Source organism: Arthrobacter sp. NQ4, assembly GCF_029077345.1.
Classification (GTDB): domain Bacteria; phylum Actinomycetota; class Actinomycetes; order Actinomycetales; family Micrococcaceae; genus Arthrobacter.
The window spans coordinates 72,243-90,255 of record NZ_JARETC010000010.1 but is presented as its reverse complement, the minus strand read 5'-3'; the positions used below and the strand labels follow the sequence as shown (position 1 = coordinate 90,255).

At 63.1% G+C, this 18,013-nt stretch carries 14 protein-coding genes; 5 read left to right on the top strand and 9 right to left on the bottom strand.

Annotation, left to right across the window (positions count from 1 at the left end):
* The first annotated feature begins 14 nt into the window (after positions 1 to 14).
* The 5 genes from PUN51_RS16035 (at position 15) to PUN51_RS16015 (ending at position 8,080) form a co-directional block, all read left to right on the top strand.
* The gene (locus tag PUN51_RS16035; protein WP_275181709.1) at positions 15 to 1,316 is read left to right on the top strand and encodes a M18 family aminopeptidase; all 1,302 of its coding nucleotides are present in this window, start codon (positions 15 to 17) and stop codon (positions 1,314 to 1,316) included.
* Positions 1,317 to 1,637: 321 nt separating this feature from the next.
* The gene (locus tag PUN51_RS16030) at positions 1,638 to 4,409 is read left to right on the top strand and encodes a WecB/TagA/CpsF family glycosyltransferase (protein WP_275181707.1); all 2,772 of its coding nucleotides are present in this window, start codon (positions 1,638 to 1,640) and stop codon (positions 4,407 to 4,409) included.
* Positions 4,410 to 4,611: 202 nt separating this feature from the next.
* A complete protein-coding gene (locus PUN51_RS16025; protein WP_275181706.1) occupies positions 4,612 to 5,844 on the top strand; it encodes an O-antigen ligase family protein in 1,233 nt (410 codons plus the stop codon).
* A gap of 8 nt (positions 5,845 to 5,852) precedes the next feature.
* The gene (locus tag PUN51_RS16020) at positions 5,853 to 6,731 is read left to right on the top strand and encodes a chain-length determining protein (protein ID WP_275181704.1); all 879 of its coding nucleotides are present in this window, start codon (positions 5,853 to 5,855) and stop codon (positions 6,729 to 6,731) included.
* 41 nt (positions 6,732 to 6,772) lie between these two features.
* Positions 6,773 to 8,080, top strand: a complete 1,308-nt coding sequence (locus PUN51_RS16015) for a beta-galactosidase (RefSeq protein WP_275181703.1) — start codon at positions 6,773 to 6,775, stop codon at positions 8,078 to 8,080.
* A 15-nt stretch (positions 8,081 to 8,095) separates the two neighbouring features.
* Here PUN51_RS16015 and PUN51_RS16010 read toward each other — a convergent pair whose 3' ends face one another.
* From PUN51_RS16010 to PUN51_RS15970, 9 genes are all read right to left on the bottom strand, one after another.
* Positions 8,096 to 8,983: a DUF6492 family protein gene (locus PUN51_RS16010; RefSeq protein ID WP_275181702.1), complete on the bottom strand. Its 888-nt coding sequence runs from the start codon at positions 8,981 to 8,983 to the stop codon at positions 8,096 to 8,098.
* Complete coding sequence (locus PUN51_RS20780) at positions 8,980 to 9,783, bottom strand: glycosyltransferase (protein WP_224023894.1); 804 nt, start codon at positions 9,781 to 9,783, stop codon at positions 8,980 to 8,982. The genes PUN51_RS16010 and PUN51_RS20780 overlap by 4 nt, the downstream gene beginning before the upstream one ends.
* A gap of 416 nt (positions 9,784 to 10,199) precedes the next feature.
* Positions 10,200 to 11,462, bottom strand: a complete 1,263-nt coding sequence (locus PUN51_RS16000) for a glycosyltransferase family 4 protein (RefSeq protein WP_275181700.1) — start codon at positions 11,460 to 11,462, stop codon at positions 10,200 to 10,202.
* Positions 11,459 to 12,922 carry an oligosaccharide flippase family protein gene (locus tag PUN51_RS15995; protein WP_224023890.1) on the bottom strand — a complete coding sequence of 488 codons (1,464 nt, stop codon included), beginning with the start codon at positions 12,920 to 12,922 and terminating at the stop codon, positions 11,459 to 11,461. Before PUN51_RS15995 ends, PUN51_RS16000 begins: the two co-directional genes overlap by 4 nt.
* Positions 12,919 to 14,043 (bottom strand): DegT/DnrJ/EryC1/StrS family aminotransferase, encoded by a 1,125-nt coding sequence (locus PUN51_RS15990; protein WP_224023888.1) that lies wholly within the window; start codon positions 14,041 to 14,043, stop codon positions 12,919 to 12,921. The genes PUN51_RS15995 and PUN51_RS15990 overlap by 4 nt, the downstream gene beginning before the upstream one ends.
* Positions 14,040 to 14,699, bottom strand: coding sequence for an acetyltransferase (locus tag PUN51_RS15985; protein WP_224023886.1), 660 nt, complete (start codon positions 14,697 to 14,699; stop codon positions 14,040 to 14,042). The genes PUN51_RS15990 and PUN51_RS15985 overlap by 4 nt, the downstream gene beginning before the upstream one ends.
* Positions 14,696 to 15,862 carry a DegT/DnrJ/EryC1/StrS family aminotransferase gene (locus PUN51_RS15980; protein WP_201302367.1) on the bottom strand — a complete coding sequence of 389 codons (1,167 nt, stop codon included), beginning with the start codon at positions 15,860 to 15,862 and terminating at the stop codon, positions 14,696 to 14,698. The genes PUN51_RS15985 and PUN51_RS15980 overlap by 4 nt, the downstream gene beginning before the upstream one ends.
* A complete protein-coding gene (locus PUN51_RS15975) occupies positions 15,862 to 16,854 on the bottom strand; it encodes an NAD-dependent epimerase/dehydratase family protein (protein ID WP_275181697.1) in 993 nt (330 codons plus the stop codon). Before PUN51_RS15975 ends, PUN51_RS15980 begins: the two co-directional genes overlap by 1 nt.
* The gene (locus PUN51_RS15970) at positions 16,851 to 17,993 is read right to left on the bottom strand and encodes a Gfo/Idh/MocA family protein (RefSeq protein WP_224023882.1); all 1,143 of its coding nucleotides are present in this window, start codon (positions 17,991 to 17,993) and stop codon (positions 16,851 to 16,853) included. The genes PUN51_RS15975 and PUN51_RS15970 overlap by 4 nt, the downstream gene beginning before the upstream one ends.
* Positions 17,994 to 18,013: the final 20 nt, after the last annotated feature.

Here is an 18,013-nt window from a genome sequence, read left to right as displayed (position 1 = left end):
CTAGACTCGGGACCATGCCTTTGCCTTCCTCTGCCGCAGACCACATCCAGGACCTTGGCGCGTATGTGAGCGCATCGCCGTCGAGCTTCCATGCTGCGCATGAGGGGGGCAGGCGGCTGGAGGAAGCCGGATTCGTCTGCCTGGATGAACTGCAGCCGTGGGAGGGTGGCGCCGGATCATTCTTCGTGATCCGCGATGGTGCCCTGATCGCGTGGGTGGTCCCGGAAGGTGCGGGACCGGCCACGGGGTTCAACATCCTCGGCGCGCACACCGATTCGCCGTCGTTCAAACTCAAGCCCAAACCCACCACCGGCGCCCACGGGTGGCTGCAGGCCGGGGTGGAGATTTACGGTGGACCGCTGCTGAATTCCTGGCTGGACCGCGAGCTCCGGCTCGCGGGCCGCCTGGTGATGCTCGATGGCACGGAGCACCTGGCGGCCACCGGACCGCTGCTGCGCTTCCCGCAACTGGCCATCCACCTGGACCGGGCGGTGAACGAGGGTCTCACCCTGGACAAACAGCGGCACATGAACCCCGTCTGGGGCCTGGGGAATCCCACGGACTCGGACCTGCTGGGTGTGCTGGCAGCTTCGGTTGCCGGCACATCCGTCGATCCGGCGCAGATCGGCGGGTACGACGTCGTCATTGCGGACTCGCAGGCACCGGCAGTTTTCGGGGGCAAGGGGGAGTTCTTCGCATCCGGGCGGCTGGACAACCTTTCGGCCACGCACGCCGGCCTGGCGGCACTGATTGCGCACGCGGGTTCCGCCGGCACCGGCAGTCCCATTGCGGTGCTCGCTGCCTTCGACCACGAGGAAATCGGGTCCAACTCCCGCTCCGGTGCGTGCGGACCCATCCTGGAAGACATCCTGGTGCGCATCTCCGACGGACTGGGTGCAACGGTGAGCCAGCGGCGGCAGGCCCTGGCGGCGTCGTTCTGCCTCTCCGCCGACGCCGGCCACGCAGTGCATCCGAACTACCCCGAGCGGCATGATCCCGCCAACCACCCCGTGCTGAACGGCGGTCCGCTGCTGAAGATCAATGCCAACCAGCGCTACGCCACGGATGCCTTTGGTGCGGCGTTCTGGGCCCGGCTCTGCGGCGAAACCGGGGTGCCGTACCAGGAATTCGTCTCCAACAACGTGATGCCCTGCGGCTCCACGATCGGCCCGCTCACCGCCACCCGGCTCGGGATCCGCACCGTCGACGTGGGCGTGCCGCTGCTGTCCATGCACTCCGCCCGTGAGCTGTGCGGCGTCGAGGATCCCCTTCGCCTGGCCGCCGTCACGGAGCTGTTCTTCCGGACCGCGGTGTAGTTCCAGCAGGAGTCCAGGTGAATTGAGTGGCCCTGTGGCCCTCCGCAAAACCCGGTGCGGATACCCACAGCGTGCCGGGTTCCTCGTGTTTGGAAACGGAGGGCACGGCTACGGTGGGTTCAAACGAACGCCCTTTGGTTTTCAGTCCACGGTTCCGGACTGTCCCGGTGGCCCCACCAGGTCCCCGGCGAAAAGGGCGTCTCGGTCATAACTGATTGACGCACCAGGCTTGGCGCCACTCGTTGGCGCCTGGCGGGCGAGGGGAGTGCAGACCCCAGACTCCGCTGTTTTCAGGGTGCGCCGAGACCCTGGAGCTGAGACATGTCTTCTGCACCCGCACTGTTTTCCAGTTTTGTCAGGAAGACCGCAGCAGCCACTCACGCCGAGCCGCGGAGGGTAAAGACAACACCGCCTGTCGAGCTGCCATTCCGCCGGCTGGACGCACCTGAAGTCATTGCCCTGGGCGGCGCTTTGGTTCATTTGACCAGCTTTGACCAGGCACTGGACATCATCCTTCGGAATGCGGCCGGTGCTGCCGGCCGCCCGCTGGCTGTCGCCTCTGCAAACCTCGATCACGTTAGACACTTCGGACAAGGTGCCTCCGGGGCCGACGCATTGATGTCAGGTGCGGGCCTGCGGTGGCTTACCCTGCTGGACGGTTCTCCGCTGGTATCCCAAGCTGAACGGCTGACGCACAAGAAATGGCCCCGTTTGGCGGGCAGTGACCTCTCCTGGCCAATCCTCGAAGCAGCCGCGGCGAATTCCCTGACTGTTGGGTTTCTTGGTGGGCGGTCGTCTACCCACCAACTGGTCCGCGAGAGGCTTGGAAGGGAGCTTCCGAACCTCAGAGTGGCCGGCTATTGGGCGCCTGACCGCCAGGTGCTGGGGGATGCCGCAGCATCACGGGACTTGGCTTCAGATATCGCCGGTGCGGGCGTTCAAATCCTCTTTGTCTGTTTGGGCAAGCCAAGGCAGGAACTGTGGATTAGTGCATATGGCCACCTCACCGGGGCGCGGGTACTTCTGGGTTTCGGCGCAGCTGTGGACTTCCTGGCGGGCACGATGCGGCGGGCACCACTGCCAGTTCGAAATGCCGGTCTTGAGTGGGCTTGGCGGCTCGTTCTGGAGCCAAAAAGGCTTGCCTCCCGATACCTCGTCCAGGGGCCCGCAGCCTATGCCCGGCTCCGTTTGGCCAGCGGCTTCCCGTCGACCTCGGTTCCGTTGGATTGGCGTCCCAAAATGGAAATGGAACCAGGCGCAGTCCAACTCTCCGGCCCCGGGTCATTCGCAGACCCGGGGGAACCTGCCGAGGTTGCCGTACTGATAGTGACCTACAACAGCGAAGACAGGCTGCCATTTCTCGTTGAAGACTTGCGGCGGGAAGTGGGGGATCAAAGCATCAAAGTGGTGGTAGCCGACAACTCACCGACCACCGCCACCATAGACGCACTTGCAGACCAGCCGGATGTCCACATCTTCGCCACTGGGGGAAACCTTGGGTACGCCGCGGGCATCAACCTGGCTATGCAGCGAGCCGGGGCAGCAGACGCGTTTCTGGTGCTGAACCCTGACATGCGGTTGGAACCGGGCTGTGTCGCAGCGCTCCGGCTTCGAATGCGGGCATCGAACGCCGGGGTCGTGGTGCCATTGCTGCGCGATGATGATGGGAGCCTGTACCCATCCCTGCGCCGTGAACCCACCGTCAGCCGTGCCATGGGGGATGCCGTTCTGGGGTCCAGGCTTCCTCTGCGCCCCGGTTGGCTGTCCGAAATGGACTTTGACCCGAGCAGTTACGTGCGGCCGCACCAAGTTGACTGGGCTACCGGTGCAGCCTTGCTGATCGACAGTTTGGTGGCCCGCCGCGTGGGCGACTGGGATGAACGCTATTTTCTTTACTCTGAGGAGACCGACTTCCTGCGGCGCGTCCGCCGGGCCGGCGCCTCGGTCTGGTTCGAGCCAGCCGCGCAGGTTATCCACTCAAGGGGTGGTTCCGGATCCTCACCCGCGCTGGACGCCCTCATGGCCGCCAATCGGGTTCGATACATCCGCAAGTTCCGTCCGGCCACCTACGCTCGAATCTTCCACGGAGCCGTGATCCTGAGCGCCCTGCTGCGGTCCCCGCTGCCGGGACACCGGGGAATCCTGGGAACTATTGTGAGGGAGTCCCGCTGGGCTGCTCTGCCGGGGCCGGACTGTGTCATGGATCCGGCGCTGATGCCCACGGGGTCGGTGATAATCCCTGCGCACAACGAGGCTGCCGTGCTGTCCCGCACCTTGCAGCCGTTGGTTCCCTATGCCGCTGCCGGACGACTGGAGGTCATCGTGGCGTGCAACGGATGCAGTGATGAAACTGCATCGATCGCCGCGCAACATCCCGGAGTGAGGGTGCTGCAAATATCTGAAGCATCCAAGGTGGCGGCACTGAACGCCGCGGATCGCGCGGCCAGCCTGTGGCCGAGACTGTATTTGGATGCAGACATCGAAATACAGCCCGCGGCGCTTGCTTCGGTCTTCTCAGCTCTGTCGGCCAGGACGTCAGCTCCCGGCGGCGCTCCCTACGCTGCCCGTCCCGAATTCGTCTACGACTCCCACGGAGCGCATTGGCTTGTCCGGGCTTATTATCGGGCGCGTTTCAGGATGGCGTCGCAACGAAGTCACCTGTGGGGTGCGGGTGCGTATGCAGTCAGCGCTCAGGGGCATCAGCGGATTCAGGCCTTCCCCCGGCTCACGGCCGACGACCTGTACGTCGACAGGCTCTTCAGCGACGATGAAAAGGCCATCATTACCACCACCCCCCTTGTGGTGCGGACCCCTCGCAGCGTTAAGGGATTGCATGCAATACTGCGTCGGACCTACCGGGGGAACGCGGAACAGGGCGGTATCACTGGGGCCCCAGTCAGTCGAAAGGCCATGGAGCTACTTTCCACCGTGACCGGCCCTATTTCGGCTTTCGATGCCGCAGTCTATGCACTGGTGGTGCTTCGCAGCCGTTCTGCCGCCCGCCTGGCGTGCCCCACAACCTGGGAGCGTGACGAGAGCAGCCGGCAGCCTCCATCGTCACCCCCGGAAAATCAGGAATCGGGGAACCTTTGAAAAGTGAAGCGCTAAATTGCAGGCCTTGCACATGGTGAGCCTTCACGCCGCAATCAAGCCACTTTCTGTGTGGAGGCAGTTTCCAGCCACCGGGCGAAACCCTCGGGTCCTCGCAGGCTCGGATGAACACGTCCGGCGCAGGGGTAACGTTCCTTTGCTGCTGAGGGTCACTTCGGCCGCCATCTTTATCTTTCCCTCGTCGATGGTGATCCAACCGATAGGAGCTGCTGGGACGGTTCCTCTTCTGCTTGCCCTTCTGCTGTTTGTCTTCTGGGCAGCTTCATGCATCTTTGCCCTGCACGATCCGATCCCCTTCCGGCACCCCGGACGCCTGGCCCTGGGCCTGCTGCTGTTAGGCACCAGCATTTCCTACGTCGGCCTCTACTCCGGGTGGACAGGACCCAGCAGCGTGGCCGCCAGGGCCGCCGCGGACAGATGGGTCATGCTCCTTCTTGCGAGCACAGCACTCATATGCGTTGCAGCCGAAACGGTGCGCACCATTGCCGACGCAATGGTGCTTGTCCGTGCGATCCTGGCCGGCGGTGTTTTCTGCTGCCTGGTAGCTGCAGTTCAATTTTTCCTGCAACTCAACCCCATGGAGTGGTTCCAGAACACAATGCCGGGCTTCAGCTACAACGGCGGGGATACCACTTTCCAACAGCGTGGGGCGCTTCTCCGTGTTGCCGGAACTACGTTCACACCGATTGAACTCGCCGTTGTTTCCTCCATGCTCCTGCCCCTCTCCATCTGGCGCGCACTTTTCGATGACAAGGGCCGCAAATGGCTGCACTGGGCGGGAACATGCCTGCTTATCTTTGCAATCGCCGCAACAATTTCCCGATCTGGAATTCTTGGCATTTCCCTTGCAATGGTCATCTTCGTCCCCTTCATGCCCCGGCTTGCACGAAAATGGGCCGCACTTGCCGTCCCAATGGTTGCGGCTGTCCTGTTCATGGGAGTTCCCGGGCTGCTGAGCACGCTATTCGGTGCCCTTGTCCCTGAACCCGGCGACCTTTCCATCAGCACCCGGACAAACAACTATCCGCGCGTGGCGGAAATGTTTGAACAGCGACCCCTTATTGGCACCGGTCCTGGCAACTACCTGCCGGACAACGCCCTGCACATCCTGGACAACCAATACCTCAATGCCACCGTCACGATGGGCCTCATCGGCCTGCTTTGCACCGTAGCGTACTTTGTCATGCCAGGGCTGGCCGCCTTGTTGGCTGCGAGGACGGCCAAAGCGCCCGTCCTGCGCTGCTTGGCAGCTGCAGTGGCCGCGGCCGGCCTGGTCGCCATGGCTTGCTCCGCAACCTTTGACTCACTTTCCTTTCCCGTTTTCGCCTTGACATATCCGCTCATTATCGGTCTTGGCGGCGCGGTCTGGATTATGACCAACAACGAGAATGTTCTGACGAACAAGGGAGTAATCTAATGGATCCCATGGCGGTAATCCGCACAATGCTGCGCTACAAATCATTTCTGCTACCTGTGGTTTTATTGACGGTGCTGGCAGCAGCATATGTGTTCCAGTTCGGACCCAGGTCCTACGAGGCGAGTACCAGCTTCGCAGTTGTAAACCCCCGCGTTCCCACCGACCGGGACCTGCTCCTCGACCCAAGTCTGGCGAACCTCAACGGAGATAACCCCTTCCTGCGCTCCTCCGACCAATCGCTCATCAGTGAGGTAGTGATTTCACGGCTGGCCAGCAGTGCAGTCGCCGATGAATTTAAAGAAGAAGGGTTAAGTACTGATTACACCGTCAGCAAGGGCATCAATGGCAACGGGTTCGTCATCTCGATTACTGCGAGGGGCGACTCGGAAGATCGGGCATTAAAGACAGCGGCAGCGCTGGGCGACGAACTCCAGCGGAATTTGCGTGCTGTGCAAAAAGTCAACAATGCGGATGACAGATTCCTTTTCACCGGGCTGGCAGTGACACCGCTAAGTAAGGCGACGGAACAGTTTTCCAGCCGGCTGCGGTCGGTGATCATGGTGTTGTTGGGGGGAACTGTCCTCATGTTTGGTGCAGTCTCCATGGCCCGTTCGATGGAGGCGGCTGCCTTGAACCGGCAAAGAAGGAAGGTGCAGACTGATCGTGCTGTACAGGAAATGCCGGGAGGTAACCATACTTCGGAGGAGCGAGGCAGCATGGACTCTCATGGCGTTGACACACCTGTAGCTTCGCGCAATGCCGTTGCTCCAGCACCCACCCTGAACAGGTCCAGGGGACCGCAACCAGGGACCCGCCGCTCCAACAGGATGTCCTCCCGTCCGCAAGGTGAGGACCCCCTGCGAACTCCCGCACGGGTCACCAGGTAGCTGGTTCCAATCGCCGCAGCGGGAAATACAAGGAGCCCAAGATGGAATTGCATCAGAAGCAGGACCGGATCCTAAGCCGCAGGCTGTTCGTCAGTGGCGTTGGTGCGGCCGCCCTCGCTGGCGGAGCCGCCGGCGCTGTGCTCAGCAACGTTGGGCAGCCCAGCCCGCAGAATGTAGCCATCGCCGTGCCGAACGGATCCAATCTTGCCGCTGTCCCCTGGGAGGGAGGGCCGGAGTATTGGCGGCGCTATCCCAAGGCCGAAGCGGCGGGATGGACAAACCCCAGCTTCTTCCCAGTTGGCGTCTTCTTCGGAAGACCAGCTCATGCCAAACAACTTAAAGCGCTCGGTATAAATATTTTCCAAGCAGTGGAGCACAATGCTCCTCTTGCCGCTGCAACGGCTGAAGGCATGTTCTGCATTGTGCAGGACGAATTCAGTTCCGCAGAGATTGGGGCGGATCCGTTGGCCGTCGGCCTCCTGGCCTACGACGAATGCGACATGGGCCTGGGATGCGGAGGCCAGACGACCCAGGAGAGTCTCGCAAACATGCGGGCGCAGGTGAACGCCCTCCGGTCCCGCAACGACGGGAGATTCATCAACGCGAATTACTCAAAAGGTGTCCTTGAGACGTTTTGGGCACGTGGCACAATGCGCGACTTCATGTCCGTGGTTGACTGCGCCAGCGTGGACAATTACGCCTATACCTCGCCAGATACCGCCGCCGCGATTGCCGCCTCTTCACATTGGCCTGCCGGCGTTCCCGTCGCCCGGGCAGCCACCTACGGTTGGCTCGTGGAAAGGATGCGCGCGTTCCAGGCCTATCCAGGTAGCCAACCGAACTGGATGATGGTGGAGACTGCCATGCCCTACCTGACTGACAAGGGGGCATCCACCATCACGCCGGAACAAATAGAGGGGGCGTGCTGGTCGGCTATCGCTCATGAAGCCCGTGGCATCGTCTTCTTCCAGCACAACAACGACGGTATCAACGGCAACTACTCGTTGGTGGAGTCTCCATTGGAGAGACGGGAACGAATCCACGCCATTATCCAAGGGATCCATACGATGGCTCCTGTAATTAATACGCAGTCCTATGCGTGGGACTTCGGTTCTGACACTGACACGATGCTGAAAATGCACGATGGTGCCGCCTACATATTCGCGTCCAATGCCTTAGGTGCGGAGCCCGGTGCGCACAAGCTTTCCCTGCCGCCATCGCTTCCTGCCGCTAGTATTGAAGTTGTCGGTGAAAACCGCACGATCCAGGTCAATAATTCTGCCTTCACGGACGATTTCACCTTCGAGTACTCCCACCACATTTATAAGTTTGCCGCCAATCCCGTCTGATCCGTTTGTGTGGCATCAGGTTCGAGCTGTAAAAGAACTTAGAACTGCCCTGCGGGTCTGCAGCTGAGTTCCGGATTTAGCTGATACCATAACTGCAAAATCAAGGGGAGTTGCGGTGGACAACAGCAACCTGAGAGCGTCTTCATTCAAAGGCTCTTCTTCATAGTGATTTAGGCAGTGCATGGTGGAACTTGATGGCACATGCGAGGAATTCAAAACGTCACGAACGTAGACGCCGTACAAAATCATTTCGGAAAAATGCAATTCTTTACCGACTGCGCTTACCCAGTCCGTGCCTGTCACAGACTCAATGCGGCCAAGCATGGAACGGACCAAGGCAGGCGACCAGGCGCAGGGACAGCAAATGTAGTCGGGCAATTCCGGTGATTCCATGGACGGCAGACCAAGAAGTCGCCGCGCAGTCGCATACCAGAGCCGGTGGCGTGGCAGGCTGCTGTCGATTCCACCAGCTACCTCGTACAGGGCCAGCTGGCCGTGTTGCATGAAGGTCTGCGAGCTCATAGGCCGAATCAGGACGACGTCGGAGTCCACCAGCACGACAACGTCGGTCGTCATAGCCGCAGCGGCCCCAAGTTTGACAATTTGTTGCGCGATCCAACCCCTTATCGGTGGCAACGGCCGCCGTGCGTTTATCCACATATTCGTCCGCGGTAATTTGATAATAGAACCGGGAAGATACTCCCGTACATCCTGAATATGCGTTCGACTTCCGGCGAGGGTACTAAAAAGTTTTCGGTCTGATTCGGGAACAATGATGTACTGCTCCACGTCTGAGTAAGTAAAGCGGAGGATTGACGAGTTGAGATCACGGCAAAGTTCAAAATCAGGGCGATAGCTGGGCGTAACGACGGCAAGAGTCGGAATGCGCTGATGGTCTTTCACAGTTGAACCTTTCGTTCTTTTCCTGGGGGAACCGCGGATACGGCGGAAGCCTCGATAAGGCTGAGGAATTCCTTGGCCCGTGCCTCCCACGAGTGCGCCCGGGCAAAAGACCTGCGTTCCATTTCTGCCGCTCCGTCATTCCGGTTGTGCAGACTCTTCAGTACTTTGTCGACGAAGTCCTGCCTGTTCGCTGCGACGGCCACATGGTTCGTGGCCAACCACCGGACTGCCGGGCTGTCCGTTGCTACTACCGGAACTCCTGCGGAGAGGTACTCCAAGGTTTTCAGCGGAAAACTGGCACGGTTGAAGGCGGAATCTCTATAGGGCGTCAATCCGGTACCAAGACGGGACAATTCGTCTGGGATCTTTCCGCCCGGTAGCGGGCCTGTCCACTCAACGTTCTCATTCTGGAGCAGAGCGTCGAAGCGTTGTCCGAAAGCCGGGTCCCGGTCCGTTCGAGGTCCGATGATCCGAAGGTTAATACCGGCCTGCTGGACGGCTTCCAAGAGGTCCATATCAAGCCGTTCATTCAGCTGGCCCACCAGGCCCGCTACGTTGCTGCGTGATCGAGGGGCCCCGACCGCGGGAGCAGGGCAGCCGTTCGGCAAAACGGCGAATAGCTGCGGGTAATGGAGGGCACGTGCCGGTTCAGCAGGAAGCATAGCGCGGAGGTCTTCCAACAGGGAGCCGGAGACAGCTGCCACCACGGAGCTGTGCGCGAGGTTATATGTCATCACCCGCTGCATGGCTCGGCGGGAGAACCCCATCAGTGCTGCTCCGGACAGCCAATCATCAGTCACGTACAACACCCTGCTGCCCGGGACGTCGGACGGAAACCGGGCGAGCGGGAAGGCCGCCACTACGCAATCCGGCCTCCATCCGGCGGCAGCCAAAGCGGAACGGATCGCCCGGTTGAGACACAATGCCGTTAGCGACCGGATGCCAGGCCTGGTAACGCCAGGCGGGGCAGAGACACGAAGCCTGAGGACCGTGTCACTAGCCCAAGATGTTGTCGGCTTGTTCAGCTGACCGGTTGCTAACCGCGTTGCTGCCTTCGCAACGTGCCACGGCGAAACGGCGACGGGTGGATCCACCCAGAGGATCTGCCGGTGCTTCGATAGAGCCTCGACAATGTTCCGGTCTGTGCCGGCGACATTGTCCCAGCCCGTTCCCGCTATCCATATCAATGGGGCCCGCGAAGAGCCGAAGGGTGTCCTCATGGCGCATTCCGGCCGACAAGGCTGGCACGTGCTGCTATTGGCCTGCTGTTGAAGTCGTCCGATGCCTCCCGGCCGGTCCATCGCGCCAGCAACCGCCGGCCTTCGTAGTTCACGAAGCGGGCTGCAGCCCGCCAGTCGGTGTTAGGGGCAGCAGCGAAAGTGGTGCGGTCACGCAATGCCTTCGAGTAGATGCCTATTTGGGTGTCAGCGGCACGCTCGAGACTGAAGCGGTCCCTTACGAGCGACAGTCCGTACTCTCCAAGTTCGGCCCGACATGCGGGGTTCGTCAGTAACTCCGACAGGATCCGGCCCAGCTGTGCCCTGCCCCGCTCCTTGTCCTGGCCCACACCGTACCAGCCTTGCCACAGAAACCGGTCGACAGAAACGGGTGTGAGAAGTTCCCAGAATCCCAGCTCGCCCTGCACCACCAACGGCTTGGCGAAAGCCATGGCCCTCAGGGCGGATCCACCCATCCCAAGGCACACATCCCCGATGTCGTATGCCGCCCGGGGATCATCCAGCTCGCCGGTAAGGAGGACGACTTTCCGGTCATGGCTGCTGTTGGTTTGCTCCGCGCGGCACGTAACTTCTGCCCTCGCGGGACCGTCCCCTACGATCAACAGTTGCACGTCCCGCCCTCGCGCAAGCCCAGACACAACATCGATAGCCGAGAAGATGCCTTCCAGCTTGAGCTGGTACGCCAGACGGGAAACTATGACCACTACCTGCGCCCCAGGGCGGATGCCCCAGCGCATCCTAAAGCTGTCCTGGTCCAAGCGGAGACCCGGACGGTTGCGGGTAACGTCGACCGGTGGTTCCAGTACCGTGACTGCAGACCGCCCGGACGCCTGTTCAACAGCGGCAATTTGGTGCGTTCCTACCGTGAGGGGGAGGCTTGCGGGAAGGAACGGTGCCACTGCCATGGACATCACCGTGGAAACCACTGCGGGGCCCTCCTTCTGCCGGGCCGCCAAATGGCATTCCAGGGACGGGGGCCATTCATAGCCGTGCAGCACTTCGACTGAGCGTGACTCAACGAGATGACGCAGCTTCTTTGCGGCGGCAAGGGATGGACGGCGCCGAACGGCGGGGGATTCGATGAACTCCAGGCCCAGGTCTCCGATATATTCCACTAAGGGCCCCGGCTGGCCAAAGACCACAACGTCATGCCCCTGACCTTGGACTGCCGCCGCGATCTCGATGGCATTCATCTGGCTCCCGCCCATCTTCAAATCGTGCGGGTAGACAAGGATTTTCATGGAATCAGCTCCACGTGTCTGGGCGCCTGAGGGGCACCAATCGTGCGCAAAGCACGTAGGGTGTCACGCCGCAGCCAAAGCATGCCTGCGGTGGCTGCGGCGGCGGTGCTGCCCCCTGCCGCCAAGGCCCATAACGCCACGGGAATCCAGTGCGCGAATCCCACCGAAAGAGCTCCCACTGGAAGAGCGACGAGCAGCGGAACCCCAACGGCCCGGGCGAAAGCGGTTAGGCGCAGGCCGCCACGGTGCAGTTGCCAGAGGTAAAGGGGAAGGACCACAGCCACGGTTACCACCGCTTGCGCGGCAGCCACACCCGCCAGGCCATACTGGGCGGCACCCCCTGCCAGAGCCGGTACCAGGACCAATAGACTCCCCGCCTGGATGGCGAAGACGGTACCGGACTTGCCCAGGACAACAACAAAATCGTAGGCAAGATCGCAAATGACCTTGGATATTGCAGCAACGACGAGCCAAGAAAGTGCTGCCGCTGCGGGAAGCCACTCGTCACCGTAAATGAACCCGATCAGCGGGGCAGCGCCGGCGGATACGAAGAGAATCAAGGGAAACGTAAGACTGGCAAGTATTGAGACGATTGCCTCGAAAGCATTGTTCATCCGTCCCCGATCGTGCTGAAGTGACGAGAAGGCGGCCGGTGCGACGCGGCGCAGCGGCTGGGCAAGGATACTGACCGGCCAACTCGAGAGGTTGAAGGCCAGGACGTAGAAACCGAGGGCCGTGGAACCAAGGACGGCGCCGGTGGTCAGTTGGTCCGCGTAGCCCAAGGCGAAGAAGATGATGCTCGTGCCCGCCAGGGGCAGCCCGAACCGGAGCAGCGGCATGACCAGCTCCCGGTCCAGGCCCAGCCGGTAGGGGACCGGGGACGCCCGAAGGAACATCACGGCGGCGAGCAGGCTGCCGCCCACACGGCCGACGGCCAGCGCCATCGCTCCCATGCCCGCAAGAGCCAGGACCAGGGACAGCAGGGCCCCCACCCAAACATTCACCTGGTCGATCCCCAGCCGCGTCTTTTCGCGGAAATCCCGCTGAAGCAATGCGGCCGGGGAAGCCACCACGCCGTTGATCAGGACGCTGAGGATCAACACCCTGATGACGTCCGTGGCGTGAGGATCTCCCACGGCGGCGGTAAAAGCCGGGGCGGCAACAATGGCCGCCCCGCAGAACAAGGTGCTTCCCGCCACGGAAATGGTGTTGACGGTGGGCACGATCCGGGCCGGATCTCCCGGCCACCTGACGATGGCCAGGGAAACGCCGAGTTCGTTGAAGCTCAACACCGCCATGAGTGCCACCAGCGCCACCGCGAAGGTGCCGAATGACTCCGGTCCCAGCACACGGGCCAGGACAATGCCGATGCCCAGCGTGCCCAGCCGGGAAAGTACCGTATTCAGGACACTCCAGCCGAATGCACTGGAAGCTCCGGGGCGGGGCGCGGGTGCCGTCATGATGTCTTCACAGCATCTGCCAGCACCTCTGCGACCCGCAGCTGCTGTTCCGCGGTGATGTGCGGGAACAGCGGCAGCGACAGGATCCGGCGGGCGGCTTCTTCGGCAACAGGGAACGAACCGGAAGTACCGCCGGCGTACGCCTCGCTGAGGTGAACCGGGACGGGGTAGTGGATGCCGGCGTGGATCCCGGCAGCGTGCAGCGCCCGGAGGACCGCATCCCGGTGCTGGACCCGGACCACGTACAGGTGCCACACATCCGCGTTTCCGGGCGCCTCCTGCGGAATGTCAACCCCCGGCACGCCGGCAAGAAGCGCCGCGTACCGTTCCGCGGCTGCGCGCCGCCGCTGGTTCCATGCGTGAAGCCTGGCAAGCTTTGCCTTGAGGACTACTGCCTGGACCGTGTCCAGCCGCGAATTGAACCCAATGGCCTCATGCCGGTACTTTTCTGAGCTGCCGTGCGCGCCCAGCAGCCGGACCCGCGCCGCGAGGCCGGGATCGTCGGTCAGCACCGCTCCGGCATCCCCGGCGGCGCCAAGATTCTTGCCAGGGTAGAAGCTGGTTCCTGCCGCCGCGCCCAATGTACCGGCCTGGGCTCCAAAGCGTGTTGCACCCTGGGACTGTGCAGCGTCCTCGATGATCACGGCACCGCAGGACTGCGCGATGGGCACCAGGCGCTCCACGAACGCGGTCTGCCCAAACAAATGGACCGGCACTATGGCCTGCGTTCTGGATGTGACGGCGGCCGCCACGGCGTCCGGATCAATCAGAAGGTAGTGGGGGTCGACGTCGACGGGTACCGGGACTGCCCCGATGCGGCTGACTGCCTCTGCCGTTGCGATGAAGGTATTCGCGGGGATGATCACTTCCCCGCCGGGGCAGACGCCCCCGGCCCGCAGGGCAAGTTCCAGGGCGTCGGTTCCGTTGGCAACGCCGACACAGTGCCCGGCGCCCACAAACGAGGCGTACGCGGCCTCAAAATCTGCAACGGCCGGTCCGCCGATAAAGGACGCCGTGGAAAAGACGACAGCCAGTTCCGCCATGACTTCCTCATGGACCTCCGCCTGCTGGGCGGCGAGATCCACCAGTGGAATGGTCTGTACGTCTATCCCGGTGCTCATGACATCCCCCGAAACTTGAAGTTCTCCCCGTTGATTTCGTGCGCCGGCACACCCACCCACGTCTGGCCATCGGGAACGTTGCTGAGGACCGCCGCGCCCATACCCACCGTGGCGTAGGCCCCCACGGACGTCCGTTCACGCACGCTGGCGTTCATGCCCAGATATGCTCCCCGGCCAATCCGGACTCCGCCGCCCAGCGACACTCCCGCAGCGAATGTGGCGAAGTCGGCCACGTCGTCGTCGTGCGTGAATGTCACCGACGGCATGGCGACCACATGCGAGCCCAGCGTGACGGCCGCAGTGAGTGTGACGTTCCGCAGCAGGATGCTGCCCCTCCCCACACGGCACCCCTCCGGGTACTGGACGGAGGGATCCACGGCGATGGCATAACGGGCCTCGGTGAGGCCCAGCGCGGTCAACCGCTCCACCACAGCTTCACGGACCCGGCCGGAGCCGATGCAGACCAGGACGAACGCGTGCGTGTACTTCGCGGCGTCGTCGATGGTCCCGAGCACGGGCGCCCCGTCCACGGTCACGCCCGCCATTTCCTTGTCGTCATCAAGCAGGCCGACGACGTCGTACTGGCCGCTGCTGCGCACCATCGCCAGGACTTCGCGGGCCAGGCCGCTGGCAGCTATCAGGATCAGCTCACTCATGTGCGCATCCCGGCGGCCGCAGCCCGGATGGTGCTGATAATCCTGGCCAGCCCTTCGTCGTCGAGTTCGTGGTAGACGGGGAGGATCAGCGTCCTGTCATTGAGCCGCTCCGTCTGCTGCAGCAGGGCCCGGCCCGCGTTCCGCCACCGGTAGGCGGGCTGGCGGTGGGCGGCCATGATCCCCCTTCTGGCCGAGATGCCAGCTTCCGCCAGGAGCTCCATCAATCCGTCCCGCGTAGTCCCAAAGTTGGGCAGGACCTCCACCCAGAACGACTGGAAGTTGGTGGTGCCATAAGGAGGATCCGACACCAGCCGCAGGCCCGGCACCCTCGAGAGGCCGGCAACATACTGCGCTGCGATGTCCCGCCGCCGTGCCAGCACCTCCGGCAGCCGGCCCAGCTGCACCAGCCCGACGGCGGCCTGCAGGTCCGTCATCCGGTAGTTGAACCCCACCTCAAGGTAAGACTCCGGCGGAGCGAGCAGTGAACCGTGCCGGTCCGCAGCGGACACGCTCATCGAGTGCTCGCGCAGGGTCCTGGCCCGGGCCGCCCAGTCAGCCCGGTTGGTGGTGAGCATGCCGCCCTCACCGGTGGTCAGGATCTTGCGCGGGTGGAAGGACCATACGGCAACATCCGCGCCCGCGCCCACCGGCCGTCCCTTGTAGGTGGATCCGACGGCACATGCTGCGTCTTCAATCACGGTGATTTCGTGCCGGTCGCACAGCTCGCGGATGGGGTCGATGTCCAGCGGCACGCCGCCCTGGTCCACCACGATCACGGCACGGGTGTCCAAAGTGAGCGCAGCGTGGATGGTTTCCGCGGTCACGTTTCCGGTGGCCGGGTCAACATCGCAGAACACCGGGCGCGCCCCAACATATGTCACGGCGTTCGCGGTGGCGATGAACGACAGGGACGGCACAACCACGTCGTCCCCGGGCCCGATTCCCGCGACCACCAGCGCCAGGTGCAAGGCCGTGGTGCAGCTGGACGTGGCAACCGCATGGCGGACTCCCTGGAATTCGGCGAAGCGCGATTCAAATTCCTTGACCTTGGGCCCCTGCGCCACCCAGCCGGACGCCACCACCTCAGCCAGCGCCCGGGCTTCCTCCTCACCGAGCCAGGGCTTCATGACGTTGATCCGGGCAAGCACTGGTTCAGCAGTCATCACGCACCAACCTTCCGTGCAGCGGCGATCTCGTCGCGCAGCGGCAGCCACCAGGTGACCAGTTGCCGCAATCCCTCTTCCAGTTCCACCTCGGCCTTGAAGCCAAGGTCGCGGGCGGCGGCGGAGGTGTCAGCCAGCCGGCGCACCACGCTGTTTACCTGGCGCGCGGGCCCGTGCTCCACGGCGAGGCCGGAACCCATGACCCGCAGGAGTGCCTGCGCCATCTCCAGCAGGCTGGTTTCCGTACCGCTGGCCACGTTGTAGGTCCCTTCAACGACGTCGCTGCCGGCGGCCAGCACGTTCGCGCGGGCGACGTCGGCGGTATGGATGAAGTCCATGGTCTGGAGTCCGTCGCCAAAGATCAGCGGCGGCTCCCCGTCCATGATCCGCTCCATCCAGCGCACCAGGACCTCGGTGTACAGGCCGTGGACGTCCATCCGGGGCCCGTACACGTTGAAGTAGCGGAGCATCACGTAGTCCAGTCCGGTCATGGCCCGGAAGCTCCTGGCCATGCCTTCATTGAAGGACTTGGCTGCCCCGTAGAAAGTGTCGTTGTTCGCATGGTGGTGCCGTTCGGTGGTGGGGAACTCTTCAGCCATCCCGTACACGGAGGCGCTGGACGCCGCCACGAGCTTGGCTACCTTGTGCTCCGCGGCCGCTTCCAGGACATTGAAGCTTCCGTCCACCAGGACCTCCAGGGCCAGCCGCGGCTCCTCGGCACACTGGGTGATGCGGATGGCCGCCTGGTGGAACACCAGGTCCTTGCCGTGGGTGAGGTCATGCACCAGATCCCGGTCCTGGATGTTGCCCTGTACCAGCTCAACCTGCCCGGATGCCAAGGCGCCGGCCAGGTTGTCCAGCCTGCCGCGGACCAGGTTGTCGAGCACGTCGATATGGCTCACGCCGGCGTCCAGGAGGGCGTCCACCAGAGTGGACCCGATGGTGCCCGCCCCGCCGGTGACCAGGACGCTGGCCCCCTCAAGGCGGCTCACAGTGCTTCCTCCAACTCGGCCCCGGAGCCACCCAACGCGGCGCCTGTCGCGGCCAAGGCAGAACCGGCCACGGGAGTGGGGCGCCCGTCCTGGGTCAGGCTGCGGGTCACCGCTTCCAGGACGGACAGCACGCGGAGACCGGATGCGCCGCCTGTCCTGGCGTCACGGCCGTTGCGGATGCAGGACGCGAGTTCAGCCACCACCTGGCCGAGGGCCTCGCGCTCGGGCAGCGCGGGGGACCAGGTGTCGCCGAGGCGGTAGGAAACGGCGGTGGAGGCTCTTTCCCCGGCCGATTTGGGTTGCCGGTCCAGGCTGACGCCCCGGTCATAGACGCTAAGCCGCTGCTGGGGGTTCAGGTCATCCCACACCAGGGTCCGCAGGGAACCACCGATCACCATCTGGCGGATCTTGGTGGGGCTCAGCCAGTTCACGTGCACGTGGGCGGTGGCATCGTTGGGAAGCCGGAAATTCAGGTGCCCCACGCAGTCCCGCCCGGTTCCCAGCGGGTCCGCGCCGAAGGCGGACACGGTGGCGGGGTTGAGTCCGCCGGGGAGGACAAAATCGAGGATGGAGAGGTCGTGCGGCGCGAGGTCCCAAAAGACATCCACGTCGGGCTGCACGAGCCCCAGATTGATCCGGGTGGAATCCACGAACAGGATCTCTCCAAGGGACCCGGACTGGACCAGTTCCTGCATCTTGAGGACGGCCGGGGTGTAGCAGTAGGTGTGGTCCGCCATCAGGACCAGCCCGTTGGCATGTGCTTCGGCCACCATCTCCAGCCCGTGTTCCCTGCTGTCTGCCAGCGGCTTTTCCACCAGGACATGCTTCCCGGCCCGGAGCGCCGTCATGACCGTTCCGTGGTGGGTGCGCGCCGGCGTCGCGATGGCTACCGCGTCCACCTCAAAGGTGTCCAGCAGCTCATCCAGTGACTCCACGCAGGGGATGTCCCCGAGCGTGGCGGCAAGTTTCCGCGCCCGCTCGACGTCCAGGTCGCAGATGGCCACCAGGTCCCAGTCCGGGCTGGCCTGGAGGTTGCGCGCCAGGTTTGGTCCCCAGTAGCCGGCGCCCACGACGGCGATGCGGAGTTTGGGCGCAGGTTGCGGTTGGGTGGCGTGGAATGGATTGGTGAAGGCTCTCATGTCACTTTCTTCCCATTTTG